Here is a 26,816-nt window from a genome sequence, read left to right as displayed (position 1 = left end):
TTTCGTTAATATTCCTAGATTTTAATAATAGAAGTTTTACCAGCTTTGACTTTAATTTTATTGGTCCAACCGACAAAGGCATTATCGCCTAAGTTTTCAAAGGCCTGCTCCTTATCTTCAGCAAGAATAGTAAGTTCTGCATCAAAAACTGTTGGATTAAAAAGGGTTATATTCCAACCATCTTTAATCTTCTTCATACTTTTAATTTCCAAATGGTCGAACATAAATGCCTTACCTAAATCTTTTCTAAAGTAAAGACCAGGGATTTCCTTAGCCATTAATGCACCATTAGTTTCATTCCAGCCTGTTTTACCACCATCGCCTCTAGACCCGCGACTGTCCGCATCGCAATAAGTCAATCTTTCGGTTATTTTTCCATTAGGTTGTATACCCTCTGCATGGGCATGTATAACATCGCGTAATAATTCGGCATAGAGTATATTTTCAGTTTTTCTATACAGTTTAAAAAGGACATCGGCAGATTGGGTACAGAAACCCGGGGTACCATGTTTGTTTTGAGTGCTTGCCCACACAGCACCGGTAAGGTTTGCACCTAATTTTCCCAGTTGCGTATTTTTCGGTAATTCATAAGGAAATGAGACTGTCCAAGAAGAAGTATAATCAGCAAGAGTTTGAGCCCATTGCAGATATTTCTCATCATTGCTCACTTCAAATAAAGTCATCATGGAAGTTGTTAATGCGATTGCAGTTTCAGAATCGGCATTCTGTAAAATATCCCCACATGCACCGGATGTAAATCCGACCAATTGAAAGTTTTCATAGAATCTTTCAGCGGCTTTTTTTGCTATTTGCAGATATTCTGGATTATTGAAATATTGGGAAGCCAATGCAAGACCAGCAACAGCCATTGCCCCACCAGTGGTATTATAAACGGCAATATCTCCTTTTTCAATATCGAGGTAATTCCCCCAGGTACCATTCGAATTCCAGGTTTGAACAAAGGCATTTGCCAATTTCCGGGTATTATCCTTCCATTCTGTTTTAACCAATCCGGTATTGCCCTGCTTTTCGAGCAACATAAATTGCTTGACCATCCAGTAAAGGACATCTGCATTTTTTCTTGTAAGTCCTATTCCAGGCGTTAGTTTGGCAGCATCCCGGTAAACAATCTTTCCATCAGCACCTAAAACATCATAATAATATCCGCTTTCCCCTTTACCATTCAATAGCGCAAAGTCGAATGTATTGGCAACTTTCTGCTGTTCAGCAGCGCTGTTCATAGTTAGCATCGGATAGGTATTTATCAATCCGCCAACCCAACCATAAGACATCCAATCCGCATTTTCAGGACAATAAAAACCAATATTTCCATCTGAATAATATCTTTCCTCAATATTCTTCGTCATTTTTTCAAAGACAACGCTCATAGGCATTAAATTCCGTGGACTAGATTTCGGAAGATATTCTTTGCGTTCCTGCATAAACTTTTCATAGAAGGAAGGAATATCAACACAATTAAAGTTCACTTTATTGACCTTGATTACAATTTCATCGCCTTTGTTGACCGAGATCCCACGGTCAGGGCTTTTACTGAAACCAATAAATTCAGGCTTTTTCTCTCGCACCCCGGGAGCAGAAATAATAAAACTTGCTACTTTTCTGTCCTCTGATTCTTCCACAATTAGCGCATGATCTTTAATTTCTGATTTCCAATTTATTCCCTGTTCTGTAAAAAGAAATGTCCCTTGATTCGTGTTTTTATTAAGATAAGTAATAACCGGGGTTGAGGTATTGCTAACATTCACTTCAAGACGTGATTTGGCACCGAACTCTGGAGACAGTTGTGGAATTGGATTTGTGGTAAGCGCTAAATCCTTTCGGTAGTAATCTGTTTTATCAAATCCTGTAGCATATTCCCGATTTACGATCCTTTGTCTATTTCCATTGTAAACGACTGCCGGGATCATAACAAAGTTATCGCTGATCCATTGGTATTCATCAAAGGCAACTGCAACACCGGCATTGTCCATACTCCTTTTGGCAACAAATCTAAACGTATAACTTAAGTAGCCCTTTTCTTTATGATAAGTTGAATCAATGTAAACTGACCAATTATCAGAAGTCGGAAGAATAGTTGAAATATCCTTCAACTTGGATTGTTCATAAGAACAATCCAAGAGTCGATATGGAACAGATTGGTTTCTATTTAATGGTAACCAGTCCTGCGCCAATACAAACTGCGAAGTAATACTTAAAATTAATGTGACTAAAAGGCTTTTCATTATTTTAACAAGTTCCAAAATTATTTAAGTGGGTCAAATGTTCCACCCCATTCATTATTTTGTTCAATTTTAGAGTTTCTGTCGATTACTCCTTTACTGATTGGATAGAACCAATGTTTGAGATCAAGATTGAAAAAATAATCTTTATTGCCATCAAGCACTTCCAAGTATTCGAATCTAAATAATTTACGTACTTCAGGGTCATACATATCCTTAGTCCAATTGAATCCAGCGATTTTACTAGGGTCTTTAATAACAGCGTGTAATCCAGAACGATATTTCATTTTGTTCAGCATATCATAACGTTTGTGTCTTCGGATATCCGTCCATCTTTTATTTTCGTAGGCAAATTCTATGAATCGTTCATCGAAGTAGGCTTGACGAATTTCGGACTGGCTTGAGGCAGTGATTCCATATTTTCCATTAGGAGATACAATACCAGCACGTTTTCTGACATCATATAAAATCTGTAATGCTTCAGAGGATTTTCCAATTTCATTTGCACATTCTCCAAGGTTCATTAATACTTCAGTAAATCGAATCTCTATCCAATCAGTTTGAGCATCATATACAGTATTGGTTGTTAGATTTTTATCCAGTCCTTTCATTTGAAAATATCCAGAACTAGTTCCTCCAACTCCTTTAGAGAGTTGATCGAAAATCAAAGTCATGTATTTAAAACCACCTGTTGCTGAAGGGTCTGAAACCTTTTTCCATGCATTCCAATATTTCATCCCATTAATCAGCACATCTTTTGCTGGATATTCTGTACCTGGGCTAAAGATAGTTGCGGTAAACCTTGGATCTCTATTGGTATAAAAATCCGTCATAAACTGGGCGTTATAGGCTTCATCCGAGGACAATTTATTATAATCCAATTCTAACTTAGAACCATCTTTTTTAGGAAATGCCAATAACAAAGGAAGAATTGCTTGATTATAATTTGCATTATCTTTTGTCAATGGTTCGGGACGGATATTCTTTTGATCTAATCTGTGGTCTGGATAATAAAATTGGTTGACCATAATGACCTCTTTATTTCTTTCACTATACCAGATATCCTCAAACTTTCCGTCGTAAAGGCCTTTACCCATTTTAGTAAGCAGATCTACCGCAGCTTTGTTGGCTTCATAGGCAGCTTCCCATCTTTTAATATTATTTGAAGGGTTAAAAAGCGGACTAGCATATTGCATTAAAATTCTTCCTTTGAGCGCCATAGCTGTACCCTTATCAATCCTGCCATATTCTGCCCCTGTCCACACATCGGGAAGATTTGCTATAGCTTCATCCAAATCTTTCATAATTTGAGCCACACATTCGGTTGTGGATGCTCTGCTTACAAATAAAGATTCGATATTCGATACATCCTGAAATTTCAAGATCAATGGAACACCGCCAACATTGAAGACCTTTCCCCAATAATCCCAAGCTCTCCAAAATAAGGCTTGCCCGCGAAATTGTTTCTTTTCATCATCAGATAAAACGCTTGCTTTTTCCAAATTATCAAGGAAAAAATTTATGCGGTCGATATTGGCATAGTCTAATCCTTGACCTTGACCTTCGATAGAAATAATTCCGCGTGAAAAACTCCCCATATCTGTAGGTCCATTCATTCCTTCGTCAGTCCCGTTTGCAGAGATAGGCCAACCAGGCATCATTTTGCCATAAATGTCGGTTAGGAATGAATTGATCATTATCTTATCGGTCCAGACATTTTCTGGATTTATCGTTGCGGTATTTTTATAGTCTAAGCTACAGCTACTTATCGTAGAAGCTAATAATGCAGCACATATAATTGATTTATAATTCATGGTTTTAGGTTTATTAGAATTTAACATCTATTCCTAGATTATACGATCTCAAAACAGGGAAAGCATTACCCCCCGAAATTTCAGGATCATAGTATTTATTAAACTTGCTTAATACGAAAAGATTCGTTCCCGATGCATATATTCGAACATTATCAAATACTTTATTATAAAATTTGCCTTTCGGTAGATCATAACTCAGCGTCAAATATTTCATTCTTACAAAAGAGGCATCCTTAAGCCAGAACTCACTATTTGGATTATAGGTTCTTGGATTATTTGCACTAACACGTTTTGGTAAGGTTGCATCTGGATTTTCTGCTGTCCAGCTATCCGAATACCATTGATTCCACATCCGATTCCATTCCACTCCCCCTGCTAAATCGTTCATGAATTTGTCTTCTTTTAATCTCCCCGAAAACATCATATCAATATGAAATCCTTTCCAACTTCCACCTAGGTTTAATCCATAAACAATTGGAAAATTATTTGAACGCAGCATTACACGGTCCCAACTATCAATGATTCCATCAGCTTCACCATTTGGACCAGTAATATCCTTATAAACCATCATTCCCAGTTCTGGTGATAGACCGTCATATTTATAGTTAGGATTTTCAGCATTAAAAGCATCTAACTCTTCTTGCGTTCTAATTATTTTATCAAATTCATAACCAGTAATGAAAGATCTTGATTTACCGACAGGAATATCGATCCATTGGGCATTTTCGGCATAGTCCAATTTGATTGTTTTGTTCCAGCCATAAGACATGGTCAAATTGCTAAAGAACGAGTAATTTTCTTTAGATAAATTGTATCCCAATTGAAAATCAAAACCCTGCGCATCAATTTTCGCATAGTTTTCAGCTGGCATTGTCAAACTAAAGGTGGATGGCAATGTATTCTGTCTATTCCATAGAATATCATAAGAATTTCTATACCAATAATCTGCTGAAACGTTCCAATTTCTTAAGAAATTCATATCTACACCGAAATTGTAACTTAAGGCTTTTTCCCAGGTTAGGTTTTTATTCACCACATTTCCATAAGTAATACCTAATGATTGGCTTGGTGATGTACCAAAGTAAGCTGCTGAACCTGTTTTATAGGCTTCCTGCCATTGCCATCCTCCAACTGCATCATTACCTGTAAGTCCCACAGAACCTCTTAATTTTAGGAATTGTATGGCAGGAACGTTAAAGAATTTTTCTTCAGTCAATACCCATCCTACAGATCCCGCTGGAAAGAATCCCCATCTTTTATCCGGGGCAAAATTCATGGAACCGTCTTCGCGGAAGGAGAAATTCAAAAGGTATTTACTAGCATAATTGTAATTGAACTGACCGATGTATGACATACGACCACTTACCCAGTCGGTTGCACCATCACCCCAAGTATCAGCCCTAGCACCGCTAGCAGCCCAGAATTGATCAGTTAAAAAAACTGGAAATGTTTCTCTACCCGCTAATACTCCTGACCCTGCTCCTTCATACCATTCAGTGACCAATGCTGCAGAAACTTCATGTTTATCATTAAAAGTATTCTGATAATTCAGCTGAACATTAAATTGTTTATCATCAGAATATCCTGAATTTCTTTGGATATAGTCCTTACCTACCCAAGTTGATCGCTTAACCCCAACAATATCATTGTCATTGGTAGACATAATCCGGTTGTTAGTTCCAGATTTTCGCATAATCATCATATCATAATTCGTGTAGAATACCCGATTGAGATCATTAGTCCAACTTCTGTTATATGCGACTTTTGCACTCAATCCTTCGAGGAAAGGAGCTTTATATGTTCCGCTCAGAATAATCTGTGGTTTCAACAGTGTGGATTTATTATATCCACTAGCACCAGCAACACGTGCCCCCACATTTCCAATCCATCCATAATCAATGAATTGTCCATTATCGGTAAAAACTGGTTGATCAGGCTGCCAAATCCTTAATTTACCGTAGGTATCTCCACCATCAATTGCCGACCCTAAAAAGTTATTATAAATTGCTAATCCGGTAAATACTTCAAAATCCTTAGTTACTTCAGCGGTAACATTCATTCTGAAATTGTATTTATCATATTTCATAGGCTCTAAAAAGCCTTGCTGTTTTACAAAAGAACCAGCACCAAAATATTTCACTTTTTCGGAACCTCCATTGACACTGAGGTTATGGGTCTGTGTCGTTGGATTTTGCCATACCGATTCCAATTGATCATATCCCCAGCCATTGTTTATGGTTTTAAAATGGTCTAATTCATCTTGTGCCCATGCCCAACCTGCAGGGTCAGCACTTCCATTAATCCTTCCATAAAGTTCACCAGCCTCCACTGCCGATGTGAGTTCAACATTTTTTGTTCTATTATCTACTGATTGTCCAAAAGAATAGTTGAACATAGGTTTACCCAAATTTCCCTTTTTTGTGGTCACCAATATTACACCACCGGCAGAGCGAGACCCGTAAATTGCTGCAGAAGCAGCATCCTTCAGAACGGTAATATCATCTATTTCATTTGGGCTTAAATTATTGAAATCTCCACTACCTCGAACAACTCCGTCTATAACATAGGTTACACTTTGTGTATTCATAGAAGAACCAGTACGGATACTGATTCCAGGATTTGATCCGGGAACCGAATTAGGCGTTGTTATATTGACACCCGGCATCTTACCGACCAATAAGTTTCCAGCCGAAGTTGTTGGTATAGATCTAAGGCTTTCATTCATTTTCATGTTAGAGACTGATCCGGTAACCAATGATTTCTTCTGCGTGGTATATCCAATGACAACGACTTCATCCAATTCGCTTATATCTTCTGAAAAAGTAATATTATGCGTTGTTCTTCCTGAAACGGGTTTAGCGACTGTCTGGTAACCTTGGTATTTGAAAATCAAAACGCCTTTAGGATTGACATTAATGGAATAATGTCCATTTTCATCAGAAATTTTAGCATTATTAGTTCCCTGTTCGGAAACTGTCACACCCACTACTGGTTGATTATTTTTATCTTTTATATTGCCTTCAACTGTAATTTTTTCTTGGCTAGCATTGACATTAGAATTATTGGATCCTTTTAGAAGTAGGATATTTCGATTTTCAATCACAAAATTTATATCAGTGTCTTTAAACAATTCAGCAAGAGCATCTTCAAGCTTTTCATTTTTAAAATCAACTGAAACTGCCTTGTTAGGATTAATTATTGAATTGTCATAGACAAAAAGATAATTTGTTTGCTTTTCGATCTGGTATAACGCGTCCTTCATTAAGATTTTGTTCCTATTGATGGTTATTGTTTTGTTTTGACCAAATATTGGCCCTGCTGTTGCGAGCAAGGCTAAAGCCAGGAGAATGGATTTTGGTTTGGACCGAATCCTAAATTTAGATTTGATAAAAAAATTATTCATAATAGCGGTTTTAAGGCGTTGGTTATTCTCATCAATTACTTTCTGGGAGATCACCCTCATAATCTCCCAAAAAAGCAATACTCATTTAACAAACACTAAACGAATATCTTAGGTTTACAGTAAATAATACTTGTTGATTATTCGCTTATGTATAGGTAAGACGAATATATGTCTGCCTACCCTAAAAGAAAATATAAAAAAAATAATAAAACACTATAATTAGTTTATTTTCAATTATTTAAATTTGAGTATTATTCAAATAGATTAAATATCCATACAACAAATATAGAAAATGAAACACAAGAAAAAGGGCTATATGTATATACAGCCCTTTTTATTAAATACTTATGGAGAATAAGCTAGAAATTATTAATATATAATGTACTCATTCGTATCAGAATTTCTTGAATATTTGAAATCAGATGTTTTTTGAAGAACCTCCAACATATCCTCTACCCCATCATCTATCCAGAACTTTCCGGTATATTTTTTCTTATTTAAGTTTTTAGTTTTAATGCTGATGTTGATATCGAAATAATCCTCCATTTTTAATAGGATATCTTCAATTGATTCGTTTTCGAAAGTCATCAAACCCTCCACCCATCGATAAGGGTCTAAATTCTGAATAGGTCGAACCAATAATTTACCATTTTCAAGGATTGCTTCTTCATTTGGTTTTAAAGTGATTTTATTTTGACCATCTTTTGAAGAAATCTGAACCTTTCCTTGAAGTAATGCTGTTTCAAATTTACCTTTTGTAGAATACGCTTTGACATTGAATTCAGTACCCAGTACCTGTATATCAAAATCTTTAGTTTTTACAATAAATGGTATTTTGTCATTATGCTCAATGTTAAATTGGCCTTCTCCATCTAAGAAAACTATTCTTTGATCCTTATTAAAGGTTTGCGGATAATCCAATTTTGAATTTGCATTTACCCAAACCTTTGAACCATCCACTAAACTTAACTCTACTCGCTGGCCGGATGGAACATGGACAGATTGAAAGTTTTCCTTTTCGATATTATTAGTCTTTCCATTGAAAACATAATCTTTTATGTTAATAAAAAGGCTAAATCCTATAAGGAGTACTGCAGCAACCTTAAGAATTTCGTTCCAAACAGGTTTTCTTTTTATTGGAATTATTTCATCTTCAATAACTTCTGGCTCTAGATCATCTGTCCAAATAGACACAAAATACGCTTTCTGGAGAGTTTCAAATTCCTTCCGGTTATTTTGGTCCGAATTTATCCAATCCATTACTTCTTTTTTCTCAGACCGGTCAGCCGAACCACTTATATATTTTATTAATAATTCTTCCATTTATTATCAGCTAAAAAACTTAAGTAACATCCAAAGTGTCAATAAATAGTCCTTGAGGCTAACCCTCAAAGCTTTAATTGCTTTTGAAATATGATATTCTACTCCTTTTTGAGAGATTCCCAATCGCTCAGCAATTTCATGACCCTTTAAATATTCTTGACGACTCAACATAAACACTTCCCTAGTTTTACTTGGTAACATTTCTAGTGTTCTTTCAGCAATCTCGCGAATTTCCTTTGACAATATCTGCTCATCATTGATTCCATTAATCATCTCAACTCTAAAATCGATTTCTCCTTCTTCCCATTCATCTAGGGCTTCTACCACCCTTCTACGTACCTTTAAATGCTTTAGATGATCTAAAGCTTTATTTTTAATGACTCGAAATAAGAAGCTCTGAACAGATTGAATTTCTTCAGCTTTCATCTTTTCCCAGAGAATGACTAAAGATTCCATAGCAATATCTTCCGCTACATCATCAGCATGCACCAATGATTTAGCAAACAAAAACGATCGTTGATGGAAACTATGATATAGTTGCGTGAAATTCTGTTTTACAGCCTCCATAATGTGGTTAGCAGATTATCATCAAATTCTGGTTCGGAATTGTGTAATAAAAATTTGGCAAAATTTAAGAATAATATTGAGGTATGCAAAATTAAAAGTCCTACATTTGGCACAATCAATTGGAACCCTGTGTCCCTAAACTCTGCCAATGAAATATTTTTTGTCCTTCGTTTTTATTGCAACATTTTCTTACGCCTTTAGTCAAGATGAACGAAAACCCGTTGTTTCATTTGAAGACGCCTATAAAAGAGACTATCAAGCAACGAAGATAAGTGAAGCCCAACCCAAGATAGATGGCAAGCTCGATGAAGCATTATGGCAGAATGAAGGAGTCTGGTCTGAGAAATTTTCGCAAGTTATTCCATTTGAACGGGCATATACCGGGTCCTGGACAAGAATGAAAATTTTCTATGATGACAAGAACATCTATGTAGGTGTATATTGTAAGGATATACATCCGGAATCGATGAATGCATTTATAGGAAACCGTGATGATAACAGCAATGGCGACCTGATAAGTATTGCTTTTGACCCCTATCATGATTATCGTGCGGCAGTGGAATTCAATATTAATTTGGGTGGAAATAAGACAGACCTAACCGTAACGGATAAGTTATCAGTAAATCTTAGCTGGAACGCTGTTTGGGAAGGAAAAACAAGTCAGAATTTAGCAGATTCGAGTTGGACGGCTGAATTGCGTATACCTTTTAATCAGATCCGTTATAACCAAAAGAATGATGATGGCATCTGGGGGCTTCATGTCCGTAGGATAATACGGAAAAACAATGAAGTTCAAAATTGGAGCATGATTCCGATTAAGAATAATGGGCACGTATTTTCCTTTGGGACCATGCATGGTATGCAGGATCTACCCAAACCGAAGGGAATTGAGTTCTTACCTTATGCAATGACGAAATGGATCCGCGAACCAAAGATTGCCAATAGTCCCTATCAGGACGGCAGCCGTTGGAAACAGAATGCTGGTTTAGATGCAAAATTTGCCATCTCCGATTATACAATGGATCTCTCTATCAACCCGGATTATGGTCAAGTAGAACTGGATCCTTCCGTCATGAACCTTACCGCTTACGAGGTATTCTATGAGGAGAAAAGACCCTTTTTCCTTGAAGGAAAACATATATTGGAGTTTGACAATAATGAAGGTGGCATGATGTTCTACTCCCGGAGGATTGGCTCGCGACCTAGATATCAGGTTCCAAACGTTGACAATCAAAATATTTTTGCCAGCAGTACAGATTTTGTTCCTATCCTAGGTGCGATGAAACTGACCGGTACAAACCGAAAAGGGTTGACCATTGGAATATTGGAAAGCATTACAGCCAAGACCTCACAGAAAGTCAGCAATCTTGGTACAGGTGAGGAAAGAATACAGACAGAACCATTGACCAATTACACTGTTGCCCGGGTACAGAAGAATTGGGACGGGAATACCTTATTGGGAGGTATGATCACTTCCGTAAACCGGAAAATGGATGCTCCCCATTTGGAGAATTTCCTTGTAAAAGATGCTTTTTCAGCGGGAATTGACTTTACGCAATATTTTTCAAATCGCTTATATTATGTGGAAACCAAAGCGATGTACAGTACGCTTTCTGGTTCTGCCGATGCGATCACATCGACTAAAAGGAATGCAACCCATTTCTTTCAGCGGAAATCAGGAGCATCTTATCTAGATATGAAGCCGGAAGCGACATCACTTAGTGGAACGGGAGGTTATATTAAAGCAGGTAAAAAAGGAAATGCCCAATGGACTTATGCTGAAACCTTCAGTTGGTCATCTCCAGGCTTTGACCTGAACGAAGTGGGCTACCTCAAACAGACCGATTACAGGCTTAACGAAACGGAAGTCGCATTCCGGAAGACCGATCCTTGGGGTCCTTTCCGTGCGGCAGGAATTACACTAACACAACGCAACGTATGGAACTATGGCGGTCAAGCCATGGATAACAACCTTGCTGTCAGATTTCGTAGTCTTACTATCAAGCGACGCATTGAAATGGACTTAAAAGAAGCTTTCAGCTGGAATTCCGTAGACAGCCGGATGCTTCGTGGCGGATATGACCTTCGCTATAACCCGAATTTTACGAGTACATTTTCAATGAATTCGGACCGTGCAAAACGAGTGTTTTTAAAGGTTGATTATGATGGCAAACATTATCTGGATGGGGAAACTAGATATAATGAAATCAGACCTTCCCTTACATTTAGAATAGGCAATCATATACATTTGGTTACCCAATTTAACTATGCATGGAACAAGGATAATCTGCAGTATGTGGGAACAGCAGATTTACCTTCCATAAATGCTGATGAAGAATCCTATGTGATGGGAAGAATGCGACAAGAGACCTATGGATTTACCTTCAGACTTCAAGGAAACATCACTCCTGACCTATCCATTCAGTATTATGGATCTCCTTTTACTTCGATTGCTGAATACGACCGATTTAAATATGCCAGCAACACCCTATCAAAAACATATAATGAACGTTTTCAGGAGTTTAGCCCTAACCAACTGAGCTATGCAAACGGTATGTATATTATAGGAACAGGTGAACAGAGGGGACATTTTAAAGATCCTAATTTTACGTTCAATGAGTTTCGTTCCAACCTTGTTGCCCGCTGGGAATACAAGCCCGGTTCGACCTTATATTTAGTATGGGAACACAACCGATCAGGTAGAATGCCAGTTTATCAACCAGGCTGGGGAAATAATATCGACCAGATTTGGGGAATCGCTCCGACTAACACTTTTATGCTAAAGGTTAACTATTGGTTGGGCTGGTAACGGTCTTGCCTTTTTTCTTGACAATTTTGCTCACCGAATACATTAAAGCAATGGTGATAATGCTGATTACAACAACAATATAGCCCAGAGTTGTATAATGCTCAATTGGGCTATCGCTCGTTTTTTGGACAATGATTAGTCCTGCGATAATCGCACCGATTCCACCTGACATCTGCTGAAGCGAAGCACTTACACTCATAAAAGCACCACGGTCTTCCTTGTCTGGTACAGCCGAAACTAATGCCGAAGATGGAGTCACACGACTAAGTATCCCCATCATCATCAGAATGTTAAGGGTTACGACCAATAGGAATGGTGTAGGTCCTAAAGCGGTATAAATCAATACCATAATCATCATCCAGGTTGTTGCAATAGCGAAGATCTTAAATTTATCAAAACGGTCGCTTAACCATCCAACTGCCGGCATAATAACTAAAGATGCTATTCCTGATATCATAAACATCTGAGGTAGTTCTTCATGTGTTATATGTAGGTTATTGATCGCGAAAACACTTCCAAAAGGCATCATCATAAATCCTCCAACAGACAGTAATGCCGTCGCCAAGAATCCTATTCTATATTCCTTCCTGTTGAAGGTTCCCCAAAGATGCTGTATCGCAGATTGTTTTTTCTGCAATCCTATATGTTCAGTGATCGGCTTCAGCTTCATCGCTATCATAACAGCTATAAAAACAGCCAAAATTGCGATCATCAAAAAAGCACTCTGCCATCCCCAGGCATTTCCTATATATAGTCCTATAGGAATTCCCAATACCTGGCTCGCACCAAAGCCCATCTGCACAAAGCCCATCACCCTTCCCCTCTGATCTAGACTGAATACATCTGTTATTATCGCCATCGAAATGGATCCTATTACACCACCAAATAAACCAGTCACAATTCTTGCTGCTACCAACATTGTGTAGCTGGTCGAAAATCCGCAAAGGAAGGTTCCAATGATAAATCCTATGTAGAAGAATAAGAGGAGTTTTTTACGGTCAAAGCGGTCTGCAAATCCAGCTGTCAAGAGGCCTGAAATCCCTGCACTGAATGCATAGGCGGATACGGCTACTCCAAATTGTGCCGGTTTCAAATCGATTGCCTTCATCAGCATATCTCCCATCGGCGACATAATCATAAAATCCAGGACTACTGTGAATTGTGTAAATGCTAATATGAAAATAACGAGTTTTTGGTAACCTGATAAGGGGGATTTTTCGATGTTGTCCATAAAAGTGAATGTGTCCTTTGTGTGTAATTGAAGGCAAGCAAAGGTAGGTAATATATGTTACTTTTGAGGGGCAAAAGTATGTGTGTTACTTTTGAGGGCAAAAGTAACCAAAACCTTTGGCTCATTTTAAGGTGGCTTGTCGCACGAGCCTTGGGCGCGTGAAGGAAATTCCTTTTTGGCGAGGATGCCGTTCTGCAAAATCATTCCTTTTGAGGGAATGATTTTTTGAAAGCATCCAAGGCCAATCCCCCCGCACATAGGCCGCGGAATTTCCTTCACCTTTCCGCCACTGGAAAATGAGCCGGTCTTATTAATGCTTTGCTTTTGGGAGGGGTTGTGGATGGTGTGATAGCACGGGGATTTTGAAGGATGTTTTAATTGGGGTTATTTGGCGAAGGGTATTTCTCTTCGGTCCCTGAGCCTGTCGAAGGGCAGACGGATTGTATTAGGTCCTAAATAATTTATAATTAGGAAATATGTCACACCTACGGAGTTGATTTTATAATTAACAATTATACCAGACCCTACGGGTCTGGCTATAGATATGCCATCCCGATGGGATTTTGTCTTAAAAAACCCTAGGCAATCGACCTGAGCCTGTCGAAGGGTTGTCGAAGGGCAGACGAATTGTCAAAGGAATATTTTCAAGGTTAATTAATTGATTTATAAAGTTTTATATAATTTTTTCATACTTATGTTATGTTACTTTTGAGGGGCAAAAGTAACCAAAACCCTTGGCTCATTTTAAGGTGGCTTGTCGCACGGGGCTTGGGCACGTGAAGGAAATTCCTTTTGGCGAGGATGCCGTTCTGCAAAATCATTCCTTTTGAGGGAATGATTTTTTGAAAGCATCCAAGGCCAATCCCCCTACACAGGCCGCGGAATTTCCTTCACTTTTCCGCCACTGGAAAATGAGCCGATCTTATTAATGCTTTGCTTTTGGGAGGTGTTGTGGATGGAGTGATAGCACGGGGATTTTGAAGGATGTTTTAATTGGGGTTATTTGGCGAAGGGTATTTCTCTTCGGTCCCTGAGCCGTCGTCCTGAGCCTGTCGAAGGGTTGTCGAAGGGCCGACGGATTGTCGAAGTCTTGACGGATTGCCGAAGGGCTGTCAAAGTCCCGACGATATGACTAGTCGTATCCTTTCCTATCAAAGAGCATTAATCCTTGATCAAGCATTTTATCATCCTCGAAATCTAAATACTAACTACTAAATATTTTATACTAATTACTAAACCCTACCTTTACCACATGAATAACATTACAATCCGACAAGAAACACCTTCCGACTACCCTGCTGTTTTTGAGTTGATCAAATCTGCTTTTGAAAACCTAGAACACTCTGACAAGCAAGAGCAATTTCTGGTAGAAAGGTTGAGAAAATCAAAGATTTTTATTCCAGAGCTATCTTTGGTTGCTGAAGTTAATGGTGAGGTGGTTGGTTATATTTTGCTAACTGAGATCTCTATTCTAGATAACGGTCAGTTATCGGGGAATTCCTTAGCGTTGGCGCCTGTTGCTGTATTAGATGGATACCAAGGAATGGGAATCGGGGGAAAGTTAATTTTGGAGGCTCAAAAAAGAGCCAAGGATTTAGGCTATGAATCTGTGATTTTGCTTGGGCATGAAGGGTATTATCCAAAGTTTGGATATCAAAAAGCAGAGTTATTTGATATTTACCCGCCGTTTGAAGTCCCATCAGAAAACTTTATGGCAATTGAACTGTCCGAAAATACCTTAAAAAATATCAAAGGAATAGTCCAATACCCAGTAGAATTCGGGATATAAATATGAATTAAAGATATAAAACTGATTTCAAGATATAAATCAGTTTTCAGTATAAAAAATTAGTTTCAGGATTTAAATCTAAATTCTATCTAAAATCACTTATACCAATCTTTAAAACAACCTATACCATCTAAATTAGTATCCCAAACCAGATTAACATCCACCCTCGAAATCTTAATACTAACTACTAAATTCTAAATACTCCCCTCAATAAACGCATAACTAATCATATGGCAAATATGCATATGGCAATCTTCGACTCGGCCGTAATGTGTTGAATCGACTTTAATTACGATATCAGCTAATTCGGAAATCTTACCACCTGACTTTCCTGTTAAGGCGATTGAATAGATGCCATTATTATTACAGAATTCAGAGGCTTTTATTAAGTTGGGTGAATTCCCACTCACACTCATCATAAGGACTAAATCACCTTCCTTGGCATAATTTTCAAGCTGTCTCGAGAATATGTCATCATAGGAATAATCGTTACCAATAGCGGTGATCCAGGCGGAATTATCGTTAAGGGAGAGGCACCTGAACCTTCGATATAATTTGTCGGATGCGCCTTTTCCAAGGTCGGTTATAAAATGTGAAGCGCTTGCTGCACTACCTCCATTTCCGAAAACAAAGATCTGGGAGTCGGTATCTAAGGTTTCTTTGAATTTATGAATGATTCTTTCCACCTGATCTACCGGAATGGAGTCGATTGCTTTTTTATGTTCTTGAAGATAATTCTCTAAATAGGTTTTCATATCTATGAAGTCAATGCTAAGTTTATAATTTGAATAATTGAAAATTAAGTATTGATTTAAATGGCAGTCTTTGCCAGTTCTAAAGCACCAATTGGAACAACATCTTCTGCCAAGCCAGCGATTTTAATATCAGGAGCAGGTAAAAATGCTTTTAGAAGATATCCTGAAAGCTGTTTTTCAATAGGAATGCGCAGTTGTTCACCTAATAAGGAGATTCCACCACCAATAATTAAAACTTCAGGATGGAAAAGGTGGACAACATGCGAAAGAGCGAATGCTAGGTCATCGGCTATTTCAAAGAGGATTCGTTCGGCTTCCTGATCTCCAGCTTCCAATGCTGGTTTTAACAGTGTGGCTTCAGGTTCATGGTTGTGCTTGTCTAATTCGGCAAGGAAACTATCAGGATTTTGATCTATAAAAGAGCGAAGCTTTTGATTTACTGCCCATCCCGAACATTTTCCTTCAAGTGTTTCGCCATCTTTATTCATTCGGATGTGGCCGATTTCCACTTCTCCAGGAAATTTGCCATGATAAATCGTAGAATCAATAATCATCCCTCCTCCTATTCCACTTCCTATGGTCATATAGAATACAGATTTGTAGCCTTTACCCAATCCATAAATAGACTCTCCCAATGCGGCTACATTCGCATCATTGTCTATCGCTATTGGTTTTTGGGTTTGCTCCTTCAACCAATCCTTCAAATTGAAATTAGACCATCCTTCTACCTGATGGGAAACCTGTATGGTTCCGTCCTTCCAATTTACCGGTCCGCCAAAGCCTACGGCAATTGCTGAAATAGAATCCATTTCATCTTTCCAAGATTCGAGTCCATCCATAATTTGCTCTTGAATCCCTATAGCTCCCTTAATTGGATCGATGACAAAGCGTTTTCTCAACTCAATGTTCCCTTGATTATCGCCAATGACCATCTGAAGCTTTGTACCGCCAATTTCTATTCCTAAATACCTGTTCGACATTTATAAATGCTTTTATTCCTGATTGATTTGTTGTACTTGATTTTTATAGATTTCCATGATCTGCTTTAGTGCTGAAGAGTTTTTCTCGAGATCACCTTCATATTCAATTGATAGAACTCCAGAAAAGTTTGAGGCTTTTAATTCTTTGAGTAAATCCTCCGTAGGGATATTACCATCGCCCCAAACGACATCCAATCCTTCTGGTTTTTCCATTGAAACATCTTTAAAATGTAAGGCCATCAACCTAGATTCTACCTTTTTCAAACTTGCCAAGGGATCCAGGTTTGACCTTAGCCAATGGCCAACATCCGCACAAACTCCAATCATCTGACTCTTCCCTTCTAATCCAGCCATCAAGCTATCCGGATTCCAATACATCGATGGTGCTGCATGGTTGTGAATAGCCAATTTAATCTGGTTTTGTTCGGTAAGGGTAGATATTTGATCCAAGAATTTGGGATCTGGCTCTGAAACGATCAAGGGAATTTCCATTGATTTTGCAAATTGAAACAGCTTTTCCCAATCCTGTGCTATTGTTGGACTGATTACTCCGATGTCTGCAAGCTTCATATCCTTGGATTTCAATAGCTCCTTCACTTTTTGCTGAGTAGCTGAATCCATATCGATATTCATCTTTCCATTTATTCCCGCCCCAATCTCTTGACCAGGAAATATTCCGATTTCATTTATGCCTAAATCTTTCGCTTTATCGACTGCTTCAAAAAAAGTCCCTTGCCTGAAAGTATATGCGAGAATAGCAAGATCCCAATTTACTGAACCAGAAGTAGGACTTTGAGTTGTATCCTGTTGACTTTTTTGTTTGTTTGAAGAGTTTGAGTTACATGCCATAAGAACACATAGCATGAGCAAGAATGGAGAAAATAAATTTTGTACTGTTCTCATAAATTAATTTTAGATGCTCAAAAGGAATTAATTGAATTCAATCAATCTAGCGATGATATGCATATTGATTGAACAAAATAAGAAATGTCCCTTTGGCGTTTAGGTTTATAAGATTAATATATAAAAAATTGATTATCAATCCAATATTAATTTTAATTTACACAAACCCAAAATCTTAATACTAAATACCATCTACTAAATAGTATTCCTATCTTTGCAGGTATGTCTACAGGGTTAATTTCACAAGATACTATTATTGCATTGGCTACCTCTCCGGGGGCTAATGGAGCTATTGCGGTTATTCGTTTATCGGGTTCTAAAGCGATCTCATTAGTGAATGAGGTTTTTAAAGGCAAAAATCTGACTAAACAGGCTTCCCATACCGTTCATTTTGGAACAATCAGGGATGGCGAAAGCATTATCGATGAGGTATTAGTGACTTTATTTGTTGGACCGAACTCCTATACCAAAGAGGATACGGTAGAGATTTCGACGCATAATTCGGCCTATATTATTGAGCGAATAATCACCCTATTGATCAAAAGAGGAGCTCGTGCTGCACGTGCCGGAGAATTTACACTCCGTGCTTTCTTGAACGGTGGTATGGATCTTTCACAGGCAGAGGCTGTTGCCGACTTGATCGCTTCGAACTCAGCTGCTTCGCATCAAATTGCCATGCAGCAAATGCGTGGTGGATTCTCCAATCAGCTGAAAAAATTACGTGAGGATCTTGTACACTTTGCTTCTTTAATTGAATTGGAGCTGGACTTTGCCGAAGAGGATGTTGAGTTTGCAAACCGTGATCAGCTGAAAGGCTTGATTCAACAGATTCATTCCGTTATTGCGAAGCTGATCCGTTCATTTGAGCAAGGAAATGTGTTGAAAAATGGAGTTCCTGTTGTTATTGCGGGTAAACCAAATGTGGGTAAGTCTACCCTACTCAATGCTTTACTGAATGAGGAGCGCGCTATTGTTTCGGATATTGCCGGAACTACTCGCGATACCATTGAGGATGAGATCAATATCAATGGCGTGACTTTCCGTTTTATTGATACTGCCGGGATTCGTCATACGGAAGATGTTGTGGAGGCCATCGGTGTGGAAAGGACCCGTGAGAAAATGAAGCAGGCCAGGTTGATTATCTACCTCTTCGACCCTACTCAGGATGAGATTTCTGCTGTGCAGGAACAAATCGCTGAAGTTAAAGAGCTGAATATTCCTTTTGTTACCATAATTAATAAATCCGACCTTATTTCTGATTCCCAAAAACAGGAATATGCGGTTCTAAATCCTTTGTATATCTCTGCAAAGCAACAGATAGGTATCGAAGAATTAAAGGAGGAGCTTTTGAGGCAGGTAAATCTTTCGAATATTAATACGGATGATGTGATGGTGACTAATATTCGCCATGTGGAGGCTCTGCAAAATACGCAAGAGGCCTTGGAGAAGGTGTTGTATGGAATCGATAATCCAATTACATCGGATTTTCTTGCGATGGATATTCGGCAGGCATTGCATCACTTGGGGGAAATCACCGGTACAGTTACGACGGATGATTTGCTGGAGAATATTTTTAGTAAGTTTTGTGTCGGGAAGTAGAATTAGATAAATGCTGATAAAGCATAACATCTAATAATTTATAAACCGCATAAAATCAATGTTTTATGCGGTTTATAAATTTTTATTGTCTATCTTTAAATCTCAGTAATTTCATAAGTTTTGTACACTTTTTGTACACTCTTAAAAAAAGTGTACAAAAAAAGTACAGATTTGTTTCATAAATTCTTCAAAATTTTTTAACAATTAGAAACATTATGAAACATATAGAAACATATATAAACACTATGTTACACGAAAAATTTATAAAATATGTCCAGTAATATCGAGATAACACGCCTCTGCGACCATTGCGGAGTGCCCTTCATTGCCAAAACGACGGTGACAAGATTCTGCAGCAAGGGATGTAACAGCCGCTTTTACAAGCAGGAACAGAAACAGAAGAAACTGAATGCTTCAAATCAGCAAACTATGAACAAAATGAACATTCCCAGTTATACTACCGAACCTGCTTCAAATAATTTCTACTCGATAGCAGAAACGTGTAATATGCTGGGATTGAGCAGAACGACAATCTGGAGGCTTATTAAAAATAATCGGCTTAAGGTTACTAAAATAGGTTCGAGGGTAATCATTACCCAGCAAGAAATTGATAGACTCTTTAAATAATGCAACATGGTACGTGTAAAATTAAAAGGAAAGGTACTTAAGAATGGATTGACCAGTCTATATCTTGAATATTATCCTCCTATCGTCGATTCAAGGTCTGGAAAAATGGTTCGTAGGGAAAACCTTAAGCTTTACATTCAAAAAGGAACCAGGGACCCTTTTGAAAAACAGAAAAATCAGATCGTCATGGCAGCTGCCGAAAAAAGACGCATTGACAGAGAGACTAAATTATTAACCGGCGCTTTTGAAGAGGGTTCTTTCTTTGCCCAAAATGATAGTTTTCTAGATTTCTTTAAACAGGAATGCCGTAAGAGGGCGACTTCGGATGGCAACTATAACAATTGGCTCAGCACCTATAAATATCTGGAGAAGTTCAGCGGGGGCAGTATACGTTTTAAAGATGTCAACGAAAAATTCTGCGAACATTTCAAACAGTTTCTTATTGAAACGAAAAGCATTCATAACGGAACAAAGAAATTAAGTTCTAATACAAAACATTCTTATTTTAATAAGTTTAAAGCTGCAGTCAGAACGGCATATGAGGATAATCTGTTAGCTAAGAATTATACAAGAAGGATAAAATCTCCAGTTTCAGAAAATCCGTTTCGTGAATTTCTCAGTTTAGATGAGTTAAAATTACTCAGACAGACACCTTGTGAGAATCCTGTTCTTAAAATAGCAGGACTCTTCAGTGCGTTGACGGGGCTGCGCTGGTCGGATATTCACGACCTTCACTGGGGAAACCTCCTGCATTCCGCAGAAATTGGCTATTACATCCGCTTTACGCAGAAAAAGACGAAAGGTCAGGAAACTTTGCCCATTTCCACGCAGGCCTTTGAACTGCTGGGTATCCGTCAGGAAAATCATAGTCGGGTGTTTTCAGGTCTAAAATATTCTTCCTATACCAACATTATTATTGATCGGTGGGTAAGAGATGCCGGCATTCAAAAAAAAATCACCTTTCACTGTTTCCGACACAGCTATGCGACACTTTTATTAACAATGGGTATAGATATCTATACGGTATCAAAAATGCTGGGGCACCGACAGGTGAAAACTACCGAAATCTATGGAAGGATCATCAATGCGAAAAAAGTAGAGGCAGCCAATAAAATCACTATTTAAACTAAGATGATATAAATTGTCCTATTTCCCAGTATATTGTACCAAGTAGATAGCTCTTTGATCCGAGATTTTATGCGGTTGATTTTTAATAAGATACACGATAATTTAGAATTATAGACGTCAAAAGCGAGTAGTTTCAAGAGATGTAAAAAACCGATCACCGAAAAGTAACAATGACAAATAATAAAGAAAGAACGTAGGGGAATAACACCTATGGGGTATTTATCTCTTTTTCAGTAGTTTACAAACCTTCTTTTTTCAAACTCACCGAATCACTCACTGGTTTGAAGTACAATTTAGCTGCAATGCATTAAACCAAATTTAGTAAATAATAGTTAGACTGTTTAGTTATATATTAAATGAAATATGCCAAAAGTATTTTTGAAATGAATTTTAGCGATCCTAGTGGGATAATATTAATTAATTTAACATCTTCATTTTCAAGTTTTTCATCACAGTGTTTTTCTAAAGGCACCAGTTAAAACAGTAGTTTAAAAATTTGTATAAGAACGATCAGATAAAAAAAACAGGTATCAGTCAAGTTCCCGAAACCTGTTTTTTTTTGTTATTGGCAGGCTTTTTATTTTTCCAACCTAAACTATCCACCAATCAAAATTCTGATCAGGATTGAAATCAAATAAATGATCCAGTTTTCTAGCAAAATATTTCCTTAATAACTTTCCATTTTTTGTATCCTCTCGGAGATTATCTGAATACTGTTTTAGATAATCCAAAAGCCTATAATGCAGAACAGTTCTGTATATCTTTATTTTTCCACTTTCTGTTTTAAGAAACTCAGTATCAATTTTTGTTTTTACTGACAAAGGTGCAGCCGTAATGTGCCAATTTCTTTTAGTTCTCGCCTCATGCATCAATCCACATCTTACATTTTTATAAAATTCGCTAGCAATAAAAGGTTTATCCAATTCGATCTTAGAATTTTGCCCTAATTGCCAAAAATGGTCTTTAAAGATAGAAGTTGAGTGCAAAAAGTTTGTAAATAGGTTTTGGCTATCTTTATATTCGTACAATGGCGAAGCACTATTTTTTCTATGGTTAAAAATTTCACCTACTCTAAAGGCTGCAAACATTTCTATCAAAGCACACTGTACGGTTACAATGGTAAAACCTTCCCCTTTTAAAATCTTTTGATCAATAATAAGCTGTATTGGGGCGAAAAATTTGCGTAGAACCCTTTTATTAAACAAATTAATAGCCTTTTCCCATTCTCGATCATAATTGTAACTCTGATTAAGGGTTGTTCTGATTTTCGACCAGTCAGACTTTTCTTGAAGTTCTACATCCATTATATTTATAATTATTTAATAATATCTTGATATTTTAGGTGTCTTCAATTGATCAACTGATTAGTTATGGATTATTGAATACCTTATAGTCTGTCTGTATAGAACTTATGGACGCAGTGAAGATTATCCTTCAAAATGAAGCATTCTTCTTTATAATTATCACCATAAGGACATTTCTCTATTTTTAGTTGCTGAATTGTATAAAATTCTAGATTATTCACGTCTTCATCTCCTTTTTTCTCTTTTTCTGTCAAATTACGATAATTAAGAATATCTGAATTCAATTGCTTATCTCCTGTGTAAAAAAGTGAAACAACAATTATTTTTTCAACGTTATCAAAAAATGTTTTATGTCGATTACCTTTTCCAACAAGTTTTCTAATTGTTCTTCCATCATTGACAACATCAGTAATTAGAATTACTTTTTTGTAATTTCCGTCAGTATTGTCATAGTTAAGTTCTTTCTCAAAGTTATTATGATCATCCCAACGATAAGTATATGGAAGGTATGTATATGGAATGGGATACTTAATTGATGCATTACTTGAAATAATGTTTCCTTCATATCCTAATCCAATAATAATATCCGTTCCCTTGATTAATTCCATAGTTTCAAGTACATCGATAATTGAATTTTTGATAAAATAGAGATCCTCTTTATTCTCAAGTAACCGTGCTGTATCGATCCAATTATGTGCCCTTGATGTTTCACTCCAATGAAAATGACCTTGATGAAATAACTTTTTCTCTTTGATGATTTTGTAGAGCTTATTTTGAATATTAGTATTTTCGTATTTAGCAGTTATTATTCCAGATGAAGATTGTTCAATGGAATTTGACTTATTGCCTAAATCAACTGATTGACTTTCGATTTCAGGTAAACTATCTTCTTTAGCACTTACAAAATCATTAGACTTTTTCAAAACAAAAAATTCTCTCTCAAGTTCTCTAATGTCTTCATAGGCAACGCTTACCCAATTTCCATAGTTTGTTTCATTCTTTCCGTTAATTTTCCTAAGACCATAAATCGTGTTCTTGAGTTTCAAATCCTTCTCTTCATCAATAATATGATAAATTTTGAAAGAAGCATCAATAGAAGTCCTAGAGCTTAACGAACCACAATCACTAATAACAATTTCTTCTCTATTTGCTAATAATTTTGAATTAGGCGTATGTTCATTTCCATTCAAAATACATTTTATGTTATTACGTTCAAATAATGTGACCAGATTTTTTTTGTTTTCAGCATTCCATTGTCCGAAATTTGTATCTTCATGTTCTCCCTCTAGGTTATGATGAAGACACAGTATTAATTCTTTATCCGGATATTTCTCTTTCTTCGATTTTAATTCACGCTCAAATTTTACAGTATCCAAAAAGCCATGTCCGCCATTTTGATCAACTTTATAATTTGAGTTTACACCTAACAGCACTATACTATCAATTGCTATTTCATCAAAAATTAGAACTTCCGGTTTAAACTCCTCATCTTTAATTTTTTTATAAAAAGTTGTAAAATTTTTTAACTTAGACCTATTAATTAGTTCACTACTTGCACTTTTGTCGTTTCTTAATTCATGTTTAATAGTATCTCTATGCACATCATGATCGCCAGGAATAAGAAGTATATTTTTTTTGTCAATCTTTAATTCAGATACAATATATGATATTATTTTCTCAGCTTCTTCAAATTCATTTTGTTCAGCTATATTGGTAATATCTCCTGTGATAACGATATATTTGTTTTTACATTCAACTTTTTTAACTTTATCTAAGAACAAATTTATGAACTCTATATTTTGATTTTCGTTTTCAACGTTACTGGTTAAGTAACTGTCCTTATTAGGTTTTCCAAAAAGATTAGTTTGATCAGAAAAATGCAGATCCGAAATATGTATTATTATATTATTCATTCTAATAAATTATTCTTTATCCATTAAATCTGTGGTAATATAATATCCTAATTCTCGATTATTTGTTTTATCTATTGAGAATACAGCTATTGTTGCGTCCTTTTTAATTATGTCCTTCTTCTTAAGGGTCTCTGTTTTAATCAACGAAACGTTACCTAAATAATTACCGCCTAAGAATTCGATGATATTTTTCACAATTTTCACTTCTGTACCCAGACAAACTAAATCAGAAACTACTATATAATTTCTGTTTTCTATTATATTTTTATTCAATGAATTATATATCCGATTAATTGGACCAATTTTATCTAAAATTAGAATGTCAAGCTTCAAAAGATTAGACAAAATCCCTGCTATGTAGGAACTACTTAAACTTTGACATACAAGTATTGGAGGCAATAGCTCATTTATTTCACCTTCCTTATAGAAGGGAATTGGACCATTAAGACGCCATTCTTTTAATATTTTTAAAGCTAGTTTATAAATAGAGTAAATACAGAATTCCTTTTCATAGGAGATAAATTTTTTTATATTAATGTAAGTCTCTACATATACAAATGATGATGTATGTGGTTCGTGATTGTTTTCCTTATAATTTGCAAGTTTTCCTTTAAAGACTTTGTTAAATTCATCACTAATGTTAAAGCTGAAAGGAAAAAAGTCATTTGATGAGCTTTCGAAAAAATAAAACTTATAGTATCCAGGTTTATTTCTAGGCAATAACGTTCCTTTATCATAAAAAATTAAATCTTTCGAAGAATTGTTTATGTTTTCAATCAAATTAAATCCCATACTCTTTATCAATTCTTCTGATACATTTAATAGTACCAAATTATAACCATCCTTTTTTAAATCTGTAAAATAAGTGTTTACATTGGGTTGTATATTTTCGATATGTTTGAAATCTAGAGCTACATTTTTCAAACCTGAATTTTCTTTTTTTATATCTTTAGACACTCTATCAATTGTAATTGATTGAAGTCTATCACAAAAAATTCCTTGATTAATATCCTCAATAAAATTTGACGTTAATACTTCCTCACTATGAAGATTATAATAATAGAAGTTGTCTGTGTTTAGTCTTGATATTATCATAATCATTAATTTGGAATTTCAACTTCAACATGAACTCCTTTAAATTTTACATTGTAAAATCTTATAGAAGAGAATTTTGTCTCACCTGAATAATACTTTAAGGTTGACTTAATAATTTTGATAAACTCATTTTTAATAATAGCTTTCTTTTCTAAAAGTCGACTTTTAAAATCTTCAAATTCTAATTTGCCTAGCTCATTTAAATTATGAAGCATCAATATACTTTCCCTCATCTCATTTAAAGAAGCCATATACTTGAAAATTCTATTAGAAATTATTATTTGACAGTTATCATTATGTAATCGAAAATATCCATTACTTTTAATCACCACATTAATCATAAGATCAAATAAGCCTCTTCTCTCTTTCAAAGAAGAAAAATATAATATTTCAAAAATATCAATGAGATTGTCTACAAAATGTTTGTCAGTAGCTCCCAAATTTAAATTTATAGTGCTTTTAATTTCATTCTTTTCATAATAGAATGGAAAGGATGTCTTTAAACTTAAAGAATTTCTTAGTCCTATGCCATTATCTGAAATTGAAAATTTAGTGTGATATTTATCAACGAACATCATTGCGTAAGTTGTTGATTTAGAGTGTATAACACCATTTGTTATTAGCTCAGATAAAATATCAATATAAGTATTATGATTTCTTGAAGTTTTTTCATTATCAAAAAGCAATTCTTGGAAATGATTTTGGACATGATACGATGTTACAGAATTTACTTGATCCCGTAGATAAATCTCATCCTCTTGATCAAAATCGATGTTAGGAAAATCTTCTTTTCTATAAGACCTCACAATATGTTCTTTCCTAATTGTACAACCTTTAAAAGCTCCTAGATAATTCGGATCATATTGAAGAATCTTTGTTTCTTTCTTAACTTCTGAAATAGTCTTAAAAAAATTTGCTCTATATAAAAACTCAAGTGCATCTAAAGTAGCGTGATTGTTGTTAAGTAATAATTTAAGAGGCGCTCTATGATACTTACTCAATTGTTCAATTATACTTAGTAATAATGGAATTGAAATAGGATCAATTCTATAAGAAGAATTAAAAATTTCATCGTCTCCTTTTTCGAATAACCTGAAAACTATTTCTTCATTTCTATTCTCTCTGTAGAACTTCACAAGTTTGTCTAGAAAATCTGAATAAAAAAATAATGGTGTAAAGGTTTTTTTACTATCAATAATTGGAACTATGTTATTCATTTATAATTTATTATAGCCATTCTGAAATAGGTTTTATTTAGGACTAACTGGTATATTTAATCAAATGATCTCGGAGTGTATTTCATTAAACTCTTCTTTGCTAATATAAGAAAAATCAG

General features: G+C 36.0%; 18 protein-coding genes. 5 read left to right on the top strand and 13 right to left on the bottom strand.

Translation table 11 applies throughout. The annotated features are described in order from the left end of the window. Positions 1-14 precede the first annotated feature (14 nt). The 5 genes from E0Y80_RS12385 to E0Y80_RS12365 form a co-directional block, all read right to left on the bottom strand. A complete protein-coding gene (locus E0Y80_RS12385) occupies positions 15-2,243 on the bottom strand; it encodes a hypothetical protein (RefSeq protein ID WP_156307990.1) in 2,229 nt (742 codons plus the stop codon). A 20-nt stretch (positions 2,244-2,263) separates the two neighbouring features. Continuing rightward, a complete protein-coding gene (locus E0Y80_RS12380; RefSeq protein ID WP_156307989.1) occupies positions 2,264-4,054 on the bottom strand; it encodes a RagB/SusD family nutrient uptake outer membrane protein in 1,791 nt (596 codons plus the stop codon). A gap of 13 nt (positions 4,055-4,067) precedes the next feature. Further along, entirely contained in the window at positions 4,068-7,457 is a 3,390-nt protein-coding gene (locus tag E0Y80_RS12375) for a SusC/RagA family TonB-linked outer membrane protein (protein WP_197091582.1), read from the bottom strand. 369 nt (positions 7,458-7,826) lie between these two features. Beyond that, positions 7,827-8,780 (bottom strand): FecR family protein, encoded by a 954-nt coding sequence (locus E0Y80_RS12370; RefSeq protein ID WP_156307988.1) that lies wholly within the window; start codon positions 8,778-8,780, stop codon positions 7,827-7,829. Positions 8,781-8,786: 6 nt separating this feature from the next. Beyond that, positions 8,787-9,347 (bottom strand): RNA polymerase sigma-70 factor, encoded by a 561-nt coding sequence (locus E0Y80_RS12365; protein WP_156307987.1) that lies wholly within the window; start codon positions 9,345-9,347, stop codon positions 8,787-8,789. Between the two features lie 148 nt (positions 9,348-9,495). Between E0Y80_RS12365 and E0Y80_RS12360 the strand changes: the two genes are divergently transcribed. Next, a complete protein-coding gene (locus E0Y80_RS12360; RefSeq protein ID WP_156307986.1) occupies positions 9,496-12,156 on the top strand; it encodes a DUF5916 domain-containing protein in 2,661 nt (886 codons plus the stop codon). Here E0Y80_RS12360 and E0Y80_RS12355 read toward each other — a convergent pair. After that, positions 12,134-13,387: an MFS transporter gene (locus E0Y80_RS12355; RefSeq protein WP_156307985.1), complete on the bottom strand. Its 1,254-nt coding sequence runs from the start codon at positions 13,385-13,387 to the stop codon at positions 12,134-12,136. The two genes, E0Y80_RS12360 and E0Y80_RS12355, sit on opposite strands and share 23 nt — an antisense overlap. 1,252 nt (positions 13,388-14,639) lie before the next feature. On the opposite strand from E0Y80_RS12355, the gene E0Y80_RS12350 reads away from it, so the two are divergent. Further along, entirely contained in the window at positions 14,640-15,176 is a 537-nt protein-coding gene (locus tag E0Y80_RS12350; protein WP_197091581.1) for a GNAT family N-acetyltransferase, read from the top strand. A 194-nt stretch (positions 15,177-15,370) separates the two neighbouring features. Here the strand turns inward: E0Y80_RS12350 and E0Y80_RS12345 are convergent, their stop codons facing one another. From E0Y80_RS12345 to E0Y80_RS12335, 3 genes are read right to left on the bottom strand one after another with little or no spacing between them, the layout of a single operon-like run. After that, on the bottom strand, positions 15,371-15,931 hold the full coding sequence (locus tag E0Y80_RS12345; RefSeq protein ID WP_156307984.1) for a D-sedoheptulose-7-phosphate isomerase: 561 nt from the start codon (positions 15,929-15,931) through the stop codon (positions 15,371-15,373). 56 nt (positions 15,932-15,987) lie between these two features. Then, positions 15,988-16,911 (bottom strand): ROK family protein, encoded by a 924-nt coding sequence (locus tag E0Y80_RS12340; RefSeq protein WP_156307983.1) that lies wholly within the window; start codon positions 16,909-16,911, stop codon positions 15,988-15,990. A 12-nt stretch (positions 16,912-16,923) separates the two neighbouring features. Continuing rightward, positions 16,924-17,814, bottom strand: coding sequence for a sugar phosphate isomerase/epimerase family protein (locus tag E0Y80_RS12335; protein WP_156307982.1), 891 nt, complete (start codon positions 17,812-17,814; stop codon positions 16,924-16,926). 222 nt (positions 17,815-18,036) lie between these two features. Here E0Y80_RS12335 and mnmE point away from each other — a divergent pair, with 222 nt between their 5' ends. From mnmE to E0Y80_RS12320, 3 genes are all read left to right on the top strand, one after another. Beyond that, on the top strand, positions 18,037-19,413 hold the full coding sequence (mnmE, locus tag E0Y80_RS12330; RefSeq protein WP_156307981.1) for a tRNA uridine-5-carboxymethylaminomethyl(34) synthesis GTPase MnmE: 1,377 nt from the start codon (positions 18,037-18,039) through the stop codon (positions 19,411-19,413). Positions 19,414-19,683: 270 nt separating this feature from the next. Next, positions 19,684-20,040 carry a helix-turn-helix domain-containing protein gene (locus tag E0Y80_RS21000; protein WP_156307980.1) on the top strand — a complete coding sequence of 119 codons (357 nt, stop codon included), beginning with the start codon at positions 19,684-19,686 and terminating at the stop codon, positions 20,038-20,040. A gap of 6 nt (positions 20,041-20,046) precedes the next feature. After that, on the top strand, positions 20,047-21,165 hold the full coding sequence (locus E0Y80_RS12320) for a tyrosine-type recombinase/integrase (RefSeq protein WP_156307979.1): 1,119 nt from the start codon (positions 20,047-20,049) through the stop codon (positions 21,163-21,165). A 593-nt stretch (positions 21,166-21,758) separates the two neighbouring features. Here the strand turns inward: E0Y80_RS12320 and E0Y80_RS12315 are convergent. From E0Y80_RS12315 to E0Y80_RS12300, 4 genes are all read right to left on the bottom strand, one after another. Further along, positions 21,759-22,472, bottom strand: a complete 714-nt coding sequence (locus E0Y80_RS12315) for a hypothetical protein (RefSeq protein ID WP_156307978.1) — start codon at positions 22,470-22,472, stop codon at positions 21,759-21,761. Between the two features lie 83 nt (positions 22,473-22,555). After that, positions 22,556-24,385, bottom strand: coding sequence for a metallophosphoesterase (locus tag E0Y80_RS12310; RefSeq protein WP_156307977.1), 1,830 nt, complete (start codon positions 24,383-24,385; stop codon positions 22,556-22,558). A gap of 9 nt (positions 24,386-24,394) precedes the next feature. Continuing rightward, the gene (locus E0Y80_RS12305; protein ID WP_156307976.1) at positions 24,395-25,480 is read right to left on the bottom strand and encodes a hypothetical protein; all 1,086 of its coding nucleotides are present in this window, start codon (positions 25,478-25,480) and stop codon (positions 24,395-24,397) included. Between the two features lie 5 nt (positions 25,481-25,485). Beyond that, positions 25,486-26,697, bottom strand: a complete 1,212-nt coding sequence (locus E0Y80_RS12300; protein ID WP_156307975.1) for a hypothetical protein — start codon at positions 26,695-26,697, stop codon at positions 25,486-25,488. Positions 26,698-26,816: the final 119 nt, after the last annotated feature.

This window comes from Sphingobacterium endophyticum, from assembly GCF_009733535.1.
Lineage (GTDB): Bacteria > Bacteroidota > Bacteroidia > Sphingobacteriales > Sphingobacteriaceae > Sphingobacterium > Sphingobacterium endophyticum.
The sequence above is the reverse complement of the archived record's forward strand: the minus strand, read 5'-3'. Positions and strand labels throughout refer to the sequence as shown.

What these genes read in the sequence shown, in the direction of transcription:
- E0Y80_RS12345 (WP_156307984.1), bottom strand. Translation starts at nt 15,931, where the DNA reads ATGAAAACCTATTTAGAGAATTATCTTCAAGAACATAAAAAAGCAATC.
- E0Y80_RS12300 (WP_156307975.1), bottom strand. Translation starts at nt 26,697, where the DNA reads ATGAATAACATAGTTCCAATTATTGATAGTAAAAAAACCTTTACACCA.
- E0Y80_RS12360 (WP_156307986.1), top strand. Translation starts at nt 9,496, where the DNA reads ATGAAATATTTTTTGTCCTTCGTTTTTATTGCAACATTTTCTTACGCC.
- E0Y80_RS12385 (WP_156307990.1), bottom strand. Translation starts at nt 2,243, where the DNA reads ATGAAAAGCCTTTTAGTCACATTAATTTTAAGTATTACTTCGCAGTTT.
- E0Y80_RS12340 (WP_156307983.1), bottom strand. Translation starts at nt 16,911, where the DNA reads ATGTCGAACAGGTATTTAGGAATAGAAATTGGCGGTACAAAGCTTCAG.
- E0Y80_RS12380 (WP_156307989.1), bottom strand. Translation starts at nt 4,054, where the DNA reads ATGAATTATAAATCAATTATATGTGCTGCATTATTAGCTTCTACGATA.
- E0Y80_RS12310 (WP_156307977.1), bottom strand. Translation starts at nt 24,385, where the DNA reads ATGAATAATATAATAATACATATTTCGGATCTGCATTTTTCTGATCAA.
- E0Y80_RS12320 (WP_156307979.1), top strand. Translation starts at nt 20,047, where the DNA reads ATGGTACGTGTAAAATTAAAAGGAAAGGTACTTAAGAATGGATTGACC.
- E0Y80_RS12305 (WP_156307976.1), bottom strand. Translation starts at nt 25,480, where the DNA reads ATGATAATATCAAGACTAAACACAGACAACTTCTATTATTATAATCTT.
- mnmE (WP_156307981.1), top strand. Translation starts at nt 18,037, where the DNA reads ATGTCTACAGGGTTAATTTCACAAGATACTATTATTGCATTGGCTACC.
- E0Y80_RS12375 (WP_197091582.1), bottom strand. Translation starts at nt 7,457, where the DNA reads ATGAATAATTTTTTTATCAAATCTAAATTTAGGATTCGGTCCAAACCA.
- E0Y80_RS12355 (WP_156307985.1), bottom strand. Translation starts at nt 13,387, where the DNA reads ATGGACAACATCGAAAAATCCCCCTTATCAGGTTACCAAAAACTCGTT.
- E0Y80_RS12335 (WP_156307982.1), bottom strand. Translation starts at nt 17,814, where the DNA reads ATGAGAACAGTACAAAATTTATTTTCTCCATTCTTGCTCATGCTATGT.
- E0Y80_RS21000 (WP_156307980.1), top strand. Translation starts at nt 19,684, where the DNA reads ATGTCCAGTAATATCGAGATAACACGCCTCTGCGACCATTGCGGAGTG.
- E0Y80_RS12350 (WP_197091581.1), top strand. Translation starts at nt 14,640, where the DNA reads ATGAATAACATTACAATCCGACAAGAAACACCTTCCGACTACCCTGCT.
- E0Y80_RS12315 (WP_156307978.1), bottom strand. Translation starts at nt 22,472, where the DNA reads ATGGATGTAGAACTTCAAGAAAAGTCTGACTGGTCGAAAATCAGAACA.
- E0Y80_RS12370 (WP_156307988.1), bottom strand. Translation starts at nt 8,780, where the DNA reads ATGGAAGAATTATTAATAAAATATATAAGTGGTTCGGCTGACCGGTCT.
- E0Y80_RS12365 (WP_156307987.1), bottom strand. Translation starts at nt 9,347, where the DNA reads ATGGAGGCTGTAAAACAGAATTTCACGCAACTATATCATAGTTTCCAT.